This window comes from Ruegeria sp. I1 (assembly GCF_056532675.1).
This window is the reverse complement of the sequence record NZ_JBQFNM010000001.1, coordinates 261,483-278,206: the sequence shown is the minus strand read 5'-3', so window position 1 is coordinate 278,206 and position 16,724 is coordinate 261,483. Positions and strand designations below refer to the sequence as shown.

14 protein-coding genes and 3 tRNA genes are annotated in these 16,724 nt (G+C 51.6%); 11 read left to right on the top strand and 6 right to left on the bottom strand.

Translation table 11 applies throughout. The features are described 5' to 3' along the window. Window positions 1–41: 41 nt before the first annotated feature. Window positions 42–695, bottom strand: coding sequence for a protein-L-isoaspartate O-methyltransferase family protein (locus tag ACR0DH_RS01390; RefSeq protein ID WP_480546598.1), 654 nt, complete (start codon window positions 693–695; stop codon window positions 42–44). 228 nt (window positions 696–923) lie between these two features. Between ACR0DH_RS01390 and ACR0DH_RS01385 the strand changes: the two genes are divergently transcribed. After that, window positions 924–997, top strand: a tRNA-Cys gene (locus ACR0DH_RS01385). A gap of 492 nt (window positions 998–1,489) precedes the next feature. Next, window positions 1,490–1,699, top strand: a complete 210-nt coding sequence (locus tag ACR0DH_RS01380; protein ID WP_480542197.1) for a hypothetical protein — start codon at window positions 1,490–1,492, stop codon at window positions 1,697–1,699. Window positions 1,700–1,868: 169 nt separating this feature from the next. Here ACR0DH_RS01380 and ACR0DH_RS01375 read toward each other — a convergent pair. Next, a tRNA-Thr gene (locus ACR0DH_RS01375) sits at window positions 1,869–1,956 on the bottom strand. 335 nt (window positions 1,957–2,291) lie between these two features. Here ACR0DH_RS01375 and ACR0DH_RS01370 point away from each other — a divergent pair. The 6 genes from ACR0DH_RS01370 to ACR0DH_RS01345 all read left to right on the top strand — a co-directional run bounded on the left by ACR0DH_RS01370 (window position 2,292) and on the right by ACR0DH_RS01345 (window position 9,116). Continuing rightward, window positions 2,292–3,458 (top strand): tyrosine-type recombinase/integrase, encoded by a 1,167-nt coding sequence (locus tag ACR0DH_RS01370; protein ID WP_480546596.1) that lies wholly within the window; start codon window positions 2,292–2,294, stop codon window positions 3,456–3,458. Continuing rightward, window positions 3,455–4,033 (top strand): hypothetical protein, encoded by a 579-nt coding sequence (locus ACR0DH_RS01365; RefSeq protein WP_480546594.1) that lies wholly within the window; start codon window positions 3,455–3,457, stop codon window positions 4,031–4,033. Before ACR0DH_RS01370 ends, ACR0DH_RS01365 begins: the two co-directional genes overlap by 4 nt. A 303-nt stretch (window positions 4,034–4,336) precedes the next feature. Beyond that, on the top strand, window positions 4,337–4,525 hold the full coding sequence (locus tag ACR0DH_RS01360) for a helix-turn-helix transcriptional regulator (RefSeq protein WP_366871110.1): 189 nt from the start codon (window positions 4,337–4,339) through the stop codon (window positions 4,523–4,525). Window position 4,526: 1 nt separating this feature from the next. Beyond that, window positions 4,527–5,456: a hypothetical protein gene (locus tag ACR0DH_RS01355; RefSeq protein ID WP_480546592.1), complete on the top strand. Its 930-nt coding sequence runs from the start codon at window positions 4,527–4,529 to the stop codon at window positions 5,454–5,456. A 152-nt stretch (window positions 5,457–5,608) separates the two neighbouring features. Beyond that, complete coding sequence (locus tag ACR0DH_RS01350) at window positions 5,609–8,239, top strand: DUF5906 domain-containing protein (RefSeq protein ID WP_480546590.1); 2,631 nt, start codon at window positions 5,609–5,611, stop codon at window positions 8,237–8,239. Window positions 8,240–8,459: 220 nt separating this feature from the next. Further along, entirely contained in the window at window positions 8,460–9,116 is a 657-nt protein-coding gene (locus ACR0DH_RS01345; RefSeq protein ID WP_480546588.1) for an HNH endonuclease signature motif containing protein, read from the top strand. 84 nt (window positions 9,117–9,200) lie between these two features. Here ACR0DH_RS01345 and ACR0DH_RS01340 read toward each other — a convergent pair whose 3' ends face one another. Further along, on the bottom strand, window positions 9,201–9,869 hold the full coding sequence (locus ACR0DH_RS01340) for a hypothetical protein (protein WP_480546587.1): 669 nt from the start codon (window positions 9,867–9,869) through the stop codon (window positions 9,201–9,203). A 173-nt stretch (window positions 9,870–10,042) separates the two neighbouring features. On the opposite strand from ACR0DH_RS01340, the gene ACR0DH_RS01335 reads away from it, so the two are divergent. Then, a complete protein-coding gene (locus tag ACR0DH_RS01335; RefSeq protein WP_480546584.1) occupies window positions 10,043–10,435 on the top strand; it encodes a hypothetical protein in 393 nt (130 codons plus the stop codon). A gap of 75 nt (window positions 10,436–10,510) precedes the next feature. Here the strand turns inward: ACR0DH_RS01335 and ACR0DH_RS01330 are convergent, their stop codons facing one another. Continuing rightward, window positions 10,511–10,978: a glyoxalase superfamily protein gene (locus tag ACR0DH_RS01330; protein ID WP_480546583.1), complete on the bottom strand. Its 468-nt coding sequence runs from the start codon at window positions 10,976–10,978 to the stop codon at window positions 10,511–10,513. Window positions 10,979–11,419: 441 nt separating this feature from the next. Here ACR0DH_RS01330 and ACR0DH_RS01325 point away from each other — a divergent pair, with 441 nt between their 5' ends. After that, window positions 11,420–14,872 (top strand): P-loop NTPase fold protein, encoded by a 3,453-nt coding sequence (locus tag ACR0DH_RS01325; protein WP_480546581.1) that lies wholly within the window; start codon window positions 11,420–11,422, stop codon window positions 14,870–14,872. Between the two features lie 437 nt (window positions 14,873–15,309). Here the strand turns inward: ACR0DH_RS01325 and ACR0DH_RS01320 are convergent. Next, a tRNA-Thr gene (locus tag ACR0DH_RS01320) sits at window positions 15,310–15,385 on the bottom strand. A 175-nt stretch (window positions 15,386–15,560) separates the two neighbouring features. On the opposite strand from ACR0DH_RS01320, the gene ACR0DH_RS01315 reads away from it, so the two are divergent. After that, the gene (locus tag ACR0DH_RS01315) at window positions 15,561–16,439 is read left to right on the top strand and encodes a hypothetical protein (RefSeq protein WP_480546579.1); all 879 of its coding nucleotides are present in this window, start codon (window positions 15,561–15,563) and stop codon (window positions 16,437–16,439) included. A gap of 14 nt (window positions 16,440–16,453) precedes the next feature. Here ACR0DH_RS01315 and ACR0DH_RS01310 read toward each other — a convergent pair whose 3' ends face one another. Then, window positions 16,454–16,720: a DUF2312 domain-containing protein gene (locus tag ACR0DH_RS01310; protein ID WP_170530827.1), complete on the bottom strand. Its 267-nt coding sequence runs from the start codon at window positions 16,718–16,720 to the stop codon at window positions 16,454–16,456. Window positions 16,721–16,724 lie beyond the last annotated feature (4 nt).

The window sequence follows — 16,724 nt, the reverse complement described above, 5'->3', positions numbered from 1 at the left end:
ATTTTCAACTAATCAAGGTGGCAGAACAAACTACCTCTGGACTATAGCGAAAATGCACTCTGATGTGAAAAGCTATCCAGCACTGGCGCGCTGGCATTGAAAACGTCACGCCAACTGACACGCCCACTCGTCTTGCGCCCGATACGAACAACACCCAAGCCATCCTCGACAAACAAGCAGGCGATGCGGCCATTGTCTTTCAATTGATCCAACAGAGCGCCCGGCACTTGTTGCACCCCTCCCTGGATCATGATCACATCGTAGGGCCCATGCTCTTCCGCACCCTGTTCTAGCGGACCAACGTGCACCACGGCATTGTCAGCAGCAACTTCGGTGAGCGCATTCTGCGCCTCCGATGCCAGTGCTTCATCGCTTTCCACTGCGACAACCAATTCTGCCATACGCGCGGCTACCGCGGTCGAATACCCCAGAGCCGGCGCGATATCGAGCACGACCTCGTCATTGCAAATATTCAACGCATCCAACATCTTGGCCAGGGTTCGCGGCTCCAACAAACTACGCCCATTCCCCAGATCGATTACATCTTCGACATAGGCGGCTTCGCGCTGCGAATCCGGCACAAAGTCTTCGCGCGGCACCGAGAGCATGGCATCAATGATCGGGAACTTCGTCACATCCGAAGGTCGCACCTGAGTATCAACCATTATGCGGCGTCGCGTTGCGAAATCTGTCATGTGATCTCTCGTCTGAAGTCTCAAGCCTGTTCGGCTTTTGCCACATCCCTTGGTCACCGGCAACGCCTCTATTGCCGCAATCCGCCATCATCAATGATTGGGCTGAGTATGAAATCACGGTATTTCGCACTTTGGTCCTGAAATTTCATGGCTGTCCTCTGGACGCCCTGCCGCAAAGCTGCTAAAACGCCAACCACACCACGGCAAGTATTTGATTTTACTTGAAAAGGCGAGTTGGCGGAGTGGTGACGCAGCGGATTGCAAATCCGTGTACACCGGTTCGATTCCGGTACTCGCCTCCAATTGTTTCCAAATCATTGACTTAGCCCTGTGGTGCTCGGGTGGGCCACACCTACAATGATACAATCATCCTGCCTAAGCCTTTAAAGACACGGTGTTTATTGCTCCCGTTGGCTTATCACTCCTTCTATTGAGGGAAGACGGACATCTATAAGAATATCGCTGCGCACGCACTGCCCGCATCGAGCTGGTGATCTGGCCCGCTGTCCACGACTGGAGCGCGCACTTGAATAAACACTAAAGTCCAATGTCTCATGGGCGTGCAGGTTACCCGGGAAAGCGGATCTAGCGTTGGTAATTTGGGGGAGGCTTCCAACATGACGCACTCATTTTCACCCCCGCGAACCGGTTCATCTTTCGCAACGACCGAACGGCTACCGAGTATTTTGTTCATGCCTACCGGCTAACCAGTAAGTTCAGTGGGGCGGTGCATGCCAACCCCCGGTAAATAGTGACGATCTACGCCCCCGGAAATCGAGCAGGAGAATACCCGAATGAAACTATTTTTCGCTGAAAAAGTTGACGGCACCGCGCGCGTTTTCAACACTCGCTATCTGGTCGGCATCAGTGGCTATTCTGTCGGTGGCGTAAAGCAAAAAGGAAAGTGTTGTTTTCACACCGACCCGAGTTCTGATGGCGTCGGACGGCACTATATCAAGGGCAGCCTCAAGAGCTGGATCAAGCGCTTGGGCGTGATGGAATGAGCGTCCAAATCAGTTTTTTGCGGTGCATTGATCACTTGATCGGTGAGATCAATGAACTCAAAGACCACCCAATCGCACTGCACCAAGGCCAACAAACACGGCTAGATTCGGACGGTCGGACCGACGGGGAATCTAGAACGAGGTAACTGTTTGTTTTGCTCTTATTTAGTGGTGCCCCCACACGGACTCGAACCGCGGACCTACTGATTACAAATCAAGTAGCAAGGGTGTTGCAAGGGCGTGCGACCCATTGCGATGCAGTGCATCCAAGCCATTGTTTTTAATGGTTTAACAGTGCCAGCCGCTTTGCGAGGCGTTATCATTTGTTACATGCGAATGCGACGCGTGATTTGTGAAATTGTCTGCCATATGTCTGACAGGATGAAATGAGAAACTGGTCGAATCTGGATTGAGAGAATGGCCCGGCCATGCGCCGGGCAACATCCAGCCGAGCCTCAACATGCTGATTTGAAATGATGATTTCAGACCAGGAAAAGTGATCTTATTTCTTGTTGATGCACAGATGCCCGTCGCCCTACGGATGAAGAGGCCAGACCAGAAAAAAGGTCGGCCAGTTTGAAAGGGTTTGGATATGGTTGAACGTGTCAGATTGACGGATCGCTCGGTTGCTGCGCTCAAGGCGCGGGACAAGCGCTATGACGTATCGGACAGCTTGCGGGTTGGTCTTCGCGTTCGAGTAACCCCGACTGGGATCAAAACTTGGGTGTTTGAAAAGCGCATTCGTGGTGGTCCCCTGCGTAGCCACACCCTTGGCCGTTTTCCTGCCATCAGCCTGTCTGAGGCACGGGAGAAAGCAATCGCACTTGAGAAAGAGGCCATGGAAGGCGTCGACCGCAAGGCCGAGCAAATCCGCAACACAACGGTCGCCACAGTTTTGGACACCTATAAGACGCTTCATCTCGACAACCTGAAATCCGGCGTTGAACGCTACCGCCAGTTACAGGCCGCATTGGCTGACCATCTGACCAAACCGATTTCCAAGCTGACCCGACGCGATATGCAGGCTTTCATTGACGCGACCGCAGCAAGTGCTCCGATCCATGCAAACCGGTACAAGGCGGCATTGAGTGCATTCGGCAAGTTCGCATGGCAGCGGTCATATACGGATGAAAGCATCGGCGCTGGCTTGTCAAACGCTGTACGTGAAAAGCCACGCGACCGGGTTTTGGCGCTGGACGAAATCCGCGCCATCTATGACGCCGCCGAGTTCCTTAGCCCCCTGTGGACACCGATAGTTCGCCTGCTCATCCTGACCGCGCAACGCCGCTCGGACATTGCACACCTACGCTGGTCTGAGGTCGAACTTGAGAAGCAGCGCTTCACCCTGCCTGCTGCTCGCACCAAATCAGGGCGCGCCCATATCGTTCACTTGTCAGAAGCAGCACTGGCGGAACTGCCCGAGCAAGGCGAATGGGATTTGCTCTTCACGACTACTGGCAACAGTCCGGTTTCAGGGTTCAGCAAGATGAAGCGAGAATTGGACAAACTTCTGCCTGATCTTGAGCCTTGGCGGTTTCATGATTTTCGCACATCGTTTGCCACTGTTATGGCGGAATCCGGGGCCAACGAAGGTGTGGTGGATCGTATCCTTAACCACGCAGCCACTGGGTCGGCGGCATCAGCGGTCGCGAGGGTCTACAACATGTCCAGCCAACTGCCCCAACGCGCCAAAGTGCTGGATGACTGGGCCACACTGATCACGCAACGGGAATCCAATGTTGTGAGGCTGGCAGTATGACAAGCGCAACCGATCCCGTGGACCTGCTGACCCACTACCTACAGCGTACCTATCCTGAACCTATCATTGCTCCAATTCGGACCGACGATGCCGTGCTACTGCGTGAACTGGGATACCCGGCAATCCCTGATCGAGTTCAGGCGTTCAATGACTATTGCGCTCTTGATCCCGACGCACAACGGGACTTGGTACTGCGGTTGTTAAACGCGGCGGCGGAAAAGCAAAACCAAGCAGCATGGGACGAGGCAGCGGATTTGGTTCGCCGAATGACCGAGGCTTATAAAATCTGGGGTGTTGAACACCGTCACTTCCGCGACCTTCAATTCGAGCTTGGTCTGGTTTTACGTCCCAAGCCCGGGAAACGGCGATCCGACCCAAATGGGGGTGATCAACGTAAAGCATTGATGAAAACACTTGTGACTATCCTCGTCAAAGAATTTGGAATCAAAGCCTCGCACAGCAAGGACAATTCACACGATTGCACCTGCGCAATCGTCGCTCGCGTCTGCGCCGCCCATTTCGAAGACACACGGTTCACCGAATCTGCGGCTTGGACGGCTTATTATCGGGGCTGACGGCCCCACCTTTTGCTCCCGATATTAACAAGCGTCGATCCCGCTTGTCTGTCGCGTTGTTGCTAGGTTCACAACGCGACAACGCCCCTAAATGCCCCTACATATACGCCCCCCTCGAAACCGCCGTAGAACGCGGAATATGAAGATGCGCAAAGGGAGGCCAAGCGCCCGGATGATGATCCCCCCAGCCACCTGTGGTGACCATATTATTGTGTGATTTTTGGGGGCCCTCTCCATACATCACATGCGCCCCCCAATTGAGCCGAATACGTTGATTGCAGCACAGCAATTGAGGGCGACACAATGGACGAGATCAGACTTCTCCGGCGTCAGCAGGTTGTCGATTTGACGGGTCTGTCCGTCTCGACCCTGTACGCAAAAATCCGAAACAACGAATTTCCCAAACCGCTCAAGACGAGCGCAAACACCGTGGCGTGGCGATATTCAGACGTCGCAGCATGGGTACAATCACTCCAAGAAGTGGAACGCTGAAATGACCGAGGCAATCGCAAAAGAACTTCACTTGAGCGGCGAGGTTAAGAGGGCTTTGAAAACCCACGGCAAGTCCTTCACGCCCGACGCGGTTCAACACCTTACCGACGAAACCCAAAACCTCATTGGCGATCTGGAAGGCGAAATTACCAAAAAGCAGAAGGTTGTCCGGGACATAACCACCGAAGACGACGTCCGCGAAAGTGCAAAACGTGATCTGTTGGCGCTGCAAGGGCAACTGGACATGTTCGGCGATGCCTTGCCGCGATTGGAGGAATTGCATCAGTTGGTCTCTGTCCGGGTGCGCGATGAGCAACAAAAGCGCGACTACACGGCGTTGCAAAAGGAGGGTGCTGAACTGCACACCTTGATGCGTGAGTTTATGCAAGCTTGTCCCGGTTTCGCGCGACTGTTGGCTCGCACGGCGCGGTATCACGATGCCATCCGCCGTTTCAATCAGCCGCCGCAGCCGGGCCACCAGTTTATCAATCCCAAGGATCGACTGGAAAGCAAATATGAGCCGCTGCCACATATCGCCCCGGACGCCGTTATCCGCCAATCCGTGATCTGCGATATGACCGGTGCTGTTCTGTATTCTGGCGCTACACCCAAGGCCAGCCACCCGGCCCCGATGGCGGCAAACCCTGTGGACACCGTTAAACACACCGCTGAAATTGAGCAGGTAAAACAGGCTCGGGAAATGCGAGCCCATGCCAAAAATCGCTTAAAAGACCTTACGGGGATAGCTCAGAGCAGAAAGGTTTCACTTGAGACCGTGGCATCATGGCAACCCCCGGCAGGCGAGGATTTAAAGCTGCTACAGGAACAGGCCGACGGCAAGTTCTTGGCAAAGGCACAACGCGAACTTGAGAAGGCGATTGGCGCAGAACAACCCTCTGTGAAAAAGGACGGGCCTAGCGGCGGGCATTGAGCCTGTATCGCTCTCAAAAACCGGCTCGCTGACAAATGATCAGCGGGCCAAGTCTAAAACTCTTAACCTTTCCAATGATCTATCGCCTGACCTGTGGTTCAAGCAGACACATGTCAGACAATAGGCCCAATTTCGCATCTCAAGAGGTCAAAATGGCCAAGCTCGCCTCCGTCTTTGACGCGTCCAATGTCACCCCCTTCCCGAATGACACCACAACCCGGTTTGCGAAAATTCCGAAAAAGATGCGCGACGGTAAATGGTGGATGGTCGCGCGTGCCGGGACCAAGAAGCCTTGCCGTGTTGTTGACGGCAAGGTGCTGCCGGGCAGTTGGAACAACCCGGATCATCACTGCACATTCGATACCGCAGTTGAAATGATCAAACGCGAACCCTCGCTGAATCTGGCGCTGATACTTGGCTTTCGAAATGACTTCGTTTGTTTGGATGTCGATCCGCTTGAGAAAGTGGCCAGAGAAAACTTAGACGAAGCAATCAGGGTTCGAGCAAAGATAAAACTTGCCCTTTCCAATGTCACCTATTGCGAGACCTCCATGTCTGGGGCCGGTTTACATTACATCGGCAGAGCGCCTGCTCTAACCGAACAAGAAAGAGCAACCCACAAAGCCCGGCATTCGAAGTACAATATTGACCTCCTGATGCGGCACACACTGATTTTGACCGGGAATTGCCTCAGTACCAATTTACTCGCAGATATAAGCGAGGAAACCGCGCAGACGCTGCAGGCGTTCCGAAAAACTAGCGTTCCTGCGCTTCCATCATCTCTGGGCACAGTTACCCCGGCGCACTGCACCGAAGCCCGGTTGCAGGCCATCATAGGCGGCAGCGTTCACGGTGACGCATTCCGCACAGGCTCCAACCTCCGAAACGGATGGTCGGATGTTATGACAGCGGTCACCAACACAGCAGCGCAATTCTGCACGGATGAGCAGACCGTCTATCGTGTCCTTTCACGAAGCGGCCTTGTCCAGCTTGCGGAGCCATCGGCCAGTGGCGAAAGCCGAGTGGACAAGTTCAACCGACTTTGGTCCAGCGAATGGCCCAAAGCCCTCGCGACCACAGAGCAGTCTCGGTGCGAACAATCTCAGGAAGCGGCAGTGGCACCAAAAGTTTCACTCGCCAACTTCTGGGAGCAAACTCTGTTCGTCAAACGTATGGTGGAAAATCGCGCAGCTATGTTGGTCTCGCAGGCGCTGATGAACAAATCCGAGCCTGCCACTTTCGCCCCTTATTTCCTCTATATGCGTCCAGAACGTGCCAACGCGCTGCAAGACGATTTGAAAGATGCAGATGACGACTTCGGGGCCAAGCTGATGGAGGCCAGAATGCAATCGTCTCGATTGGACAAATCCGCCGTCACTATCTTGGACGACTGTATCAACGATATGATTGCCAAAGAGGCAAAGATCGGCAGACAGGCACGCATCAAATGGTACAATGAAAACTACTATCTGATTGAGAACCACGGCGGCACACCAATGGTGTTTGAAGACAGGTTCGATCCCTTCAATGGTTCACAAATCAGCTGGCGGATGCCGCAGTTTTGCCAAGCAAAATCTTACGATGACATGTTCTGTGGCTGGGATATCGACAAGAATGTGCCGATCATCAAACCAGCCGCTGGCGAATGGTGCAAATCCGACAAGGCGCGCCGCTACGTCAAACAAGAAATGCGATATGACACTCTGAACCGCACCATTTCGACCGACACTGGCAGCATTCTCAACACCTTCAGAGGATGGGCGACAACCCCAGTCATGGGCGAGTGGCCCACGATATCCTATCTAATCCGAGAGGTGATTTGCGCTAGCAACAATCAGGCAGCCGAATATTTGCTAAATTACCTCGCCCACTTGATTCAGAAGCCAATGCATCTGCCGGGAACGGCAATCATCCTGCAAAGCGAAGAACAGGGTACGGGAAAATCCACCTTCATGGACCTGCTGCGAGAACTCCTTGGTGAGCAGTACTGTGCCACAACCGCAGATGCCAATACGCTGGTTGGTCAGTTTAACAGCAGCGCCAAAGAGAAGATTCTGCTGCATTTTGAAGAGGCTGTTGCTCCAAATGATAGGGCTGTGGAAAGCAAGGTTAAGGCGCTCATCACCAACAAAACCATGACCTACAATGCAAAGGGGATTGCCGCCGTTGAGGCGCGGAATTGCGCGAGGGTGTTCATGACATCTAACGCATCGCAGGTCGCTCATATCGCCCGTCACGACCGCCGTATGTTCGTGTTGGTCGTATCCCCGCGCCATGCGAAAGACTGGGATTATTGGGGGCAATTCAGGCGGCGGTATCCACATGAGATGGAAGCATTCATGCATGCTCTGACAACCCGTGATATTTCCTCTTTCAACCCAGGTTCCGTCCCTCACACTCAAGGCCGTGATGATCAGAAACTTGAATCCGCGGTTGGGCCGGAACGGGTATTGCGTGATTTGTTGGAAAACGGTGTTTTGCCCCCGTGTTCACGCAATGTTGGTGGAGCATGGGAAGTGCGAACCAAAGCGCTTGCTGAACATTTTCGGAGTTTTAACATCCGCGTTGGATCAAATGCCCCGCAGCCTGCAAGGGTGTTGAAACCGATTACTTTGATGCCGGGCCGCAATCGCACTATGTCTGTGAGCGGCGATCCGGCACAGACACACAGGGTAATCACCATCCCGGCTCTACAAGCTGCTCGTACAGCTTTCCTCCAGCACATGAATGTCGCCGCGCATAATTGGGGTGACGCCGAGGACGCGGATTGGTCCTTGGCATGACCCCCATGTAGGTGGGGGTGGGGGGTGGCAAGAGGCGGGAGGTCTCAATTTACACTTGAGCGGTTTTTTGGGGAGTAGAACCCATTTTAGTTCAATACACCCCTGCCCAGGGCGAGCGATCCCATTGGCCCAGGCGGCTAAGTTAGGTCGCCAAACCTATTTGAAATCAAACAAAAGGATTATGTAAGCTGTAGGTGTCAGAAAGATTTAAGGTGCAAGAATGCAAGACGTGGAATTCGTTAAACAACTTCTGGCGACGAAGTATAGAACTCACCTACCAAGTGAATACCCATACCCCGACCTTAGGCAGCTGATTGCAGACACAGATTTTGACTTTATGTCCGGCGAGGTTCTCGACCAACGAGAAAACGGCGAGCCAAATCGAGACGGGCTATTTTACCAGTTTTTTCAAGCCGAAAATAAGCGAATATTGGTACATCGCTTTATAGTCGCTTTGGCCTTAGGCAAATGGCCACCACGGGATTTGGACGTACACCATATAAACAGCAGACCAGACGACAATAGACCGATCAATCTGGAGCTAGTTACTCGCAGGGACAACAACGCAGCACGTAGAGCACCATTGAAGAAAGTCGCCGACTTGGACAAAGCGAACAAGTGGGCAAACAGTATACCGAAAGCGGAAAAACAGGAAAAAAGAAAGAATGCCCGTGGCAGCAACGTTGTACTTGGGCAAACGGATCCAGCATTGAACTACCCACGCTCCAGAAAAGTGGATACCCAAGCAGTATTGAACCAGTTCTATCAAATTCCCGAGGGCGTCACTTGGACCGGTAAACGCAAGGGCAACGGAGGGTGCTACCACGAGGCAACTAACGGAGTATGGTACTATGTGAACCCCGAAGCGGAGAGCTAGCACTTCTGGGGTTTAGTCGCCGTTTTTTATACCTCCGCCATAGCAACTTAGCTGAATGTCTTGTCGGCGTAGCCGGTTAAGTAACTATCGGAAAAAAGATCCAGTATCATAGATGCCAAGGTGCTCGATCTTCGCATCATATCCCCTTGGATCGTCTCCGCGCTCAAACATGATCATTGGATTCAGGTGCATGAGCCTCGTCAGCGTCTTCCGTAGCAACAATAAGTGAACGTCTTTGCCATACCCGGCGACTGATGGATGCAATGCTGAAACACGTCCGCCGATCAATTTGTATGCAGCGTTAGCAATTGTGGAGACTTTCGTGGGGCGATCCTGCTCAAGCAATGTTGCCAGAGCATTTCGCTCGTAGGGATTTGTGCCATCATGCATGCGTGAATAGTCGATCTTGGCAAGCTTGCGGCCCATTTCGGGTTTCCACAGATGAGCGTGAAACTTGGGTTTGCGCCCGCTTCCATCCATCACATAGACAAGCGCATGGCTGATCTGAATATCGGGGTCGATTTCGCTCCACTTCCAGCAATTGTCTTGCATATCTGCCAATGCCAACTCGAAATCGTTGAATGCGTAGTACTTGCGGCCATAGAGAGGGTTGGACAACAGCGACCCTCCTTCGGCAGGTCTGCCGTACAAGCGAAACGCACCAAAAACGCGTTCATTTCTCACTGCGTGGTTCAGGTCAAACCGCATCTGCTTTTCATCAAATTCCAACCCCTCAGGCATCGCGCTGATCATGATCTCACCCTCATTATTGAACATCCACCAATGTATTTGGCTTTCACGCTCAACCCAATGAAAAATAAGATGCTTTTTCGTCTTCGATAATATGCATCAGGTCGTATTACGGCCCAGTGCGCGGCGCTCACATCTGTCTTACAATAACCCTCAAAACGATGGAGGCAGCTGCAATGACCCCTGAAGAAGAAGCCAAAGTGAACCATGCGTTGACGCTCAGGGCGCAAGGCGGTGACGCAGACGCCGCACGCATTCTGTTCAGCGAGAAATCGAAGCGTATTCGCCCCGTTAAATTCAGCGAATGCGAAACGCTGGATCAGTTGAAACGGGCGTTCGAGCAGTACATGGCGCAAGCAGACATAACGAAAGCAGAGTCTGAACATGCGACGAAGGCGTTTGACCGACTGTTCAAGCTCATGGTCGCGCAAGAAGAGGTCAAAGCCCTGCACAGTAAGGAATTAGGTCGGGTGTCCGGTCTGATGCTGGTCCCACTGATGTCGGCAACAGACTGGGAAGCCGAAGCCATGCGTTCGCAAACTGCGCTGAAACAACACGCAAGGCACTGACACACTCATTTACAATGCAGCTTGAAGCTCTACCGAGAAAATGGGGGGCCAATGGCCCCCCAAAAAATGATTAGGTTAGCTTTTCAGCTCGGACATGCGATCTGCTTCAACAGCTAAATCCACCACATGATGCCAAAGAAACGCTTCAATTAGCGAAAGCGCGTACTCGCTGTCGATAGGCAACATGTCATCACTTAAGTGGTGATTGTCGACATAGTCAGCCACATCCCAAAGCTCTCTGGTTTTCTTAGGATTATTGGGTTCGATCCGCCTAAAGGCCATTTCGAATGTAGAGTTTGCGAGATCGATGGCTTCAGCTCGGTATTCGGCGCTGAACGGTAAGCTTTCAATTGGATAGCCGGTTTTCGGCCCAACCAATGGCTTCGGTTTTTGATCTTCGAGCTTTCGGATCAGTAGGCTCCAGCTTTGGTACCCTTCTTCTCGCGCGATGCGATCCAACGCCTGATTGTGAGGCAAGCCGGTTTCGCGACGAAGGTTCTTTGCCTTGCGTTTCAGTTCATAGATTGGTGCTGATAGGTCCATCTGAGGTTCTCCTATTGCGAGCTTTGAACACAATCCCCCCTTATGTGTGCGCTCGAACAGAAAAAACTCTAGCTCATACCCTACATGAAAAGTGCTTCCCCGTCGGAGGGAGGAGGCGCGGGCGCAAACCTGCATCCAACTTAGGAAACTCGGGTCAGAGCTTCAAGTACAAATAGCTCGAATATATCATCTGCTCTCTCATCTCGACGCTACTCATGGCCTCGTTAGCTACGGCCACCATATTGGTTGAAAGTGTTTGTCGGATGTTCGGTTGCGGCAAAGGGCACTCCGATATCTTGTTCTAAGTCGGTCGAGATATGGGTGTCCCTTCGGGGAACACCTACATATTGCGTGGGTTTCGATATGTTTTGTCTTTGTTCCCGTGAAGGGATAAGTTGACGACACAACTCTAGTTAGAGCGATTCAAATACGGATATTTCAATGGGTGAACTAAAAATTTTTGAGCGTCACATCGTTGTCGATCAACCAGCCCGAGAGGACGACTTTGAAGGTAAAGGTCACCTTCGAACTGCTCATCAATTGGCCAGAACTATTGTCGAATTTGTCAATGAAGATCGTTCAATTGGATTGGAGGGCGATTGGGGGGCAGGGAAATCTACGGTGGTTCAACTCGCCTCCAAAAAGTTGTCTGACACAGAAAATAGAAACTTTAGGTTCTTCACCTTTGATATGTGGAGCAACCAAACGAGCCCCTTCCGCCGTACCTTCCTTGAAAAACTGATAGACTGGGGAAAGCGCGAGTTCACCGATGAAAAGAGCCGCGTTGATAAGCTTGATGAACTGCTAGACAGGGTTCGTGACAGAACTGTAACAACAAAATCCAACTCTTTCAGGCGACTTGACTGGTTTGGGGTTCTCTTCATCTTGTTTGGACCGATGCTGCCTTTGGCTTTTGCCTGGCTCAGCCCATTCTCGATAAACCCAACGAGCGGTTCAGCCTTATCCTTCACCATTTTCGGCATTTGTGTGCCGGTTTGGTCCGTGGCAATTCTACTAGTTGCTTTCCTATATGCGGCGTTCATTGTCAGAGTTTGGAAACGAGGAAAGAGCGAAAACATCAAGTTTTCCGAAGCACTTTCGATGTCGGCATCACTGTTCACCAAACAGCAGGAAAACGAAACCACTACCCAAAACATTCGAGAAGAAGACCCTAACGAGTACGAGTTTGAGATCACATTGTTGGATACTTTACAGGTTCTCCAAGAAAACGACGACCGGATTGTCGTCGTATTTGACAACATCGACCGCCTTCCAAAAAACAGTATCTCTAATGCTTGGGCGGACATCCGAGCAGTGTTTTCTGGCGATCCGACAAACCCGAACAAAGACCAACGCGCGTGTACTGCCATCGTACCATACGACCGAGATCACGTCTTCGAAGCGATATCTGATGGGGGTCCTAACGGCTCTTCTGAAAAGGACTTATTCCGAAAAACATTTGACGAAATATTTCGGGTTTCACCCCCAGTTGCTTCAAATGTATCCGAGCATGTAGAAACTACTCTTCGAAAAGGGTTACCTAACTTCGATGACAAAGCCGCAATCTACAACGTAACAAAAATCTTCCAACGGTCGACACAACTACAGGATCGCCCTGTCACACCAAGGCAAGTCATTTCCTTCGTCAATGCAATTTCAAGCATGTTCGCCCAATGGGAAGGAAAGATACCCCTCGACACAATTGCACTTTTTCAAGTTTTTCGAGACGATATCGAACGTAAACCGCAGTTGTTGAACGAAATTTCTGACAAGCTAGCACCGTATCTGGTTAACTCCAGTGATGGTGACTTGAACCGGCATCTAGCGGCGATTGCCTACAACGTTGAACCCCAGTTGGCATACCAAATTCTGCTGGAAGGTCCTGTTTCAGCAGCACTCGTGGACAAGGAGCCCAACCAAATTCAAGCCCTCTCGGATGCGCCGGGGTTCCCACAGGTTTTGATTGAGATTATGGAGACGCAGGCATCAACTTGGGCAAAGGAAGCGGCAGCCACTTATGCCCAAGTCGCCAAAAATCTGAGTTCCGTTTCTCTAGATGATCAGACCTCTTCGCATGTGCTCACGCTATTTCTTTCGGGGCTGAATGATTTGAGTTCCACAAAAATTCAGGACCCCGAAGACGTGCAGAGCCTGCGCGGGATAATTGATCTATGCCCAAGTGATCAGCGTTCGACCGTATCACTTCGCTTGGCGGAATGGATGAAGAACTGCTTTGACGCTAAGGAAGCGACTTTCGACGATGGCAAGATTTGGGTCAAGTCACTCGGTATGCTGATCAACGACCCCGATGGAAGGGTTGAACCGTTCGCCCATCCATTGCTCGATGCGTTGCGGCTGCCTCAAAATGTACAGTTTGTACTCGGTGTTGCCTATGATTGTGACGAAATTGGCCTTTCGTTCTCTCAGTTCAAGCATTCTATTTCTTCGAAGGCATTCTTAGAACCCCTCAAAAAGATATGGTCAGACGAACCCCAAACTTTTCACTATGTTTTCAAACAGCTGAAGTCGGCAAAATCATTGAATGCGTCTGACCTTTTGGCGCTGCTGCAACACCAGCACGATCAGCTAACGGGCCAAACATTCGGGGGTGAAGAAGACTATTTCGCCTCTCGCGCTGAAAATTTCATTGCTACCTATGGAGCAATTTCAGGTCACAAGAAAGCTAATGAGTTGCTTGGAACACTTTCTAGCAACGGCACTCTTGCATGGCATGCAAACGCCACAAAACAATCAAATGAAGCGGATGAAGCCTTGGCCGCCGCGGTATGGTTGACGTTGCGGAACCTTGAAACGGCGACATTTGAAGTCGGCGGAAACACGAACCAGCCACCTTTTGGGAACCTTCACCCAGCACGACAGTGGTTAAGTCAAGTATTGAATGGTTCCGTCGAGTTGTCGGATAAAGCGATCGATCAACTGGCTTCTCATGTTATTCGCCAGAACATGGTGTCGCGTTGGATTGGTTTGGCCGCCGAGACTTCACCGAGCCAAAAAATCTACTCTTCTGTTTCCGAACGCTTGGGCGAGAGGGATGACCTGTATCCATTGCCTTTGACGACTCTGCTTAGCCGCTACGATCAGATACATGACACATTTGGAGATAGGACCGATCAAGTTCTCAAAAATACAGGTGGGATTGTTCGAGATGACCATTTGGAGAACCTAGATCTTAATTCGATACCTACTGCACTTTTGCGGGATACGGCCAATCGTGAAGAGAACGGCTGGAAGCTTTTTCACACCGCCGTTGAAAAGGCCCTTACGGAAGTTTCGGACGAGGACTGGAAATCCCATCTAGCATCCGACAGTGTTGTTCTTACGGTATTGTCGGTTGAAGCCACCCGGAGAGGCTTCAAGCTACCCGCGCATAGGTTTCAAGAGCCATTTTCTGATCTGATGGTTGAGTTGATGTCTGGACAAGCTAAGCTGGGCAAGCGGCCAAATTTGTCTGAAAAACTTTTGGATTCGATCCCTCCCAAGGCACGAGCTGCGATGCCCAAGGCAATAGCTGACCGGATGGGCAGCGTGTCCACAAACAAAGAAACCTTCGGATACGTGCAAACCAGATTTGCGGAACTTGTCGATAAGATTTTCTCCAAGTCATCCGACGATGCAAAAGTGAGAAATTTTGCCACGCCGGCCATCGCATCCGCTAACGAGCAAGGTGTAAGTTTTGTGGAGAGGCATTCTAGATCGTTGAAATCTTCGCTTGCCAAGGTTGACGAAGAACAAAGAGATCACTTTGTAGAGGTGATTGAAAGCGTTCGCTCCGAAATCGATCCGCAACGCGTCCACGCTCTAGCTAGTAAGGTTGGAATCGATTTGACGCCTATTGAAAACAATGAAGACGAGGCCAGCGAAACGAAGCAATGATGTTGGGGATGAGTGCGAGCTAGTCAACGTGGTGTTTACAAGCGAGATCACGGAAGAACCATCCGTACACGGCGAAGAGAGTTCTTTTGGGTATCCTTGCTTATGAACAATGCGTTGATATCAAAATACGGAAATGCCGAGCTTCTTATACGACTTCATTCGTCACCTTTTGTGCCCGATTCCTGTGTTGAAATCTGATGTCTCATTGAACAACGTATTTTCATATCAAAGCATATCAAGATATTGAAAATAAAAACAAAAACTGGGTACGAGAACTGTCTCCCAATCTACTAGAACGTATTGAACATGTCAGACTGATGTGCCGCAGGGCACACGGGGCCTGAATCGCAGAATGTCTGCTATATGTCTGATTGTGCAATGGGCAGCAAATTCGCGCGACCAGATGTCGCGCAACACGTTGTTTTATATTGAAAAAATGGTGCCCCCACACGGACTCGAACCGCGGACCTACTGATTACAAATCAGTTGCTCTACCAGCTGAGCTATAGGGGCGCTGACCGTCGATTACTTTCTCCAGAGAAAGACTGCAAGCCGGAAATTTAGCATAGAGTTAGGGATTGTCGATTTTCCTTAGAAAGTGTGAAATCACTCGCAACGAAATGCCCAGTCTTGATAACAGTGAAGCAAAGCTGAAAACGGCTCTGTAGGACAGTCGGGCGCAAGGAACATGATGCATGTAGTCATTCACGCCGGGGTCCCCTACACGGATGCGGGACAATTGCTGGCAAATCTCGCAGCCCACAAAGGCGCGTTGTACAAGGCTGGGACCTTACCACTAGGACCACGCCGGTGTAGGCAATTCGTCAAGGTCATGTCCGACGCCATGGCGAGCGGTCTGCCTCTGGCAGAGGCGCGCGAGCAGATGAATGCCGTGCTGCCTGATGCTGCTGATATTCAGCGTGTCGTTGTTTCCAGCGAAAAGTTCTTTGGGCCGATGCGCGCAGCCTTGCAACATGGGCAGATCTATCCCTTTGCGGGGAAGCGGGCTGCGTATACGCAGGACCTGCTGAATGGCGCGCAGATCGAAATTTTTGCCGGGCTGATGAACCCCGGCCTTTTCATCCCAAGGGTTTTGACGGCACTGGACCCGGCGCGCACCAGATCAATACTGGACACGACAGACCTGAGTTGTCTCAGCTGGGTCACCATGATCGAAGACCTGGGCGATCTGGTTCCAGATGTCAAAATCACCCTTTGGGAGAACGAGGACTCACCACTGATCTGGGGAGACATCCTGCGCGCTATGGCCGGTTTGCCCGACAGCATTGCCATCCCTGGGGAACATACCTTGCTCGCTTCTTTACTGACCGAACAGGGTAAACATCAGCTTTTGCCGTTGATCCAGCAGGAACAATCCGGCGCACGGCTTGCATCAGGCGCTGAACTGGCTGGGCTACTTGAGGCCCATGCTCAACCCGATCGGGTTGAGGAGGAGTTAGACCTGCCCGGCTGGAGCACTGAAATCGTCAGTGCGTTTTCCGAGCTTTATGCACAAGACATGGCAAAAATCCGAACGATGCCGAATGTACGAATATTAGAGGTCTGAACCAGTCAGACGCTCTACATTCCCAATGCTTCTTTGTACATTTCCAGCACCGCTTCTTCTTCGGCGATGTCGTCCTTGTCGCGCTTGCGCAAGGCGATGACCTTCCGCATGACCTTGGTGTCGTAGCCCCGGGCCTTGGCCTCGGCCATGACTTCTTTTTGCTGTTCAGCCAGATCCTTTTTCTCAGCATCCAGCCGCTCAAACCGCTCGATGAACTGACGCAGCTCTCCCGCTGTGACGCGGTAGTTGGCGGTGGCCTGATCTTCGGTCATGTCTTCCATAGGC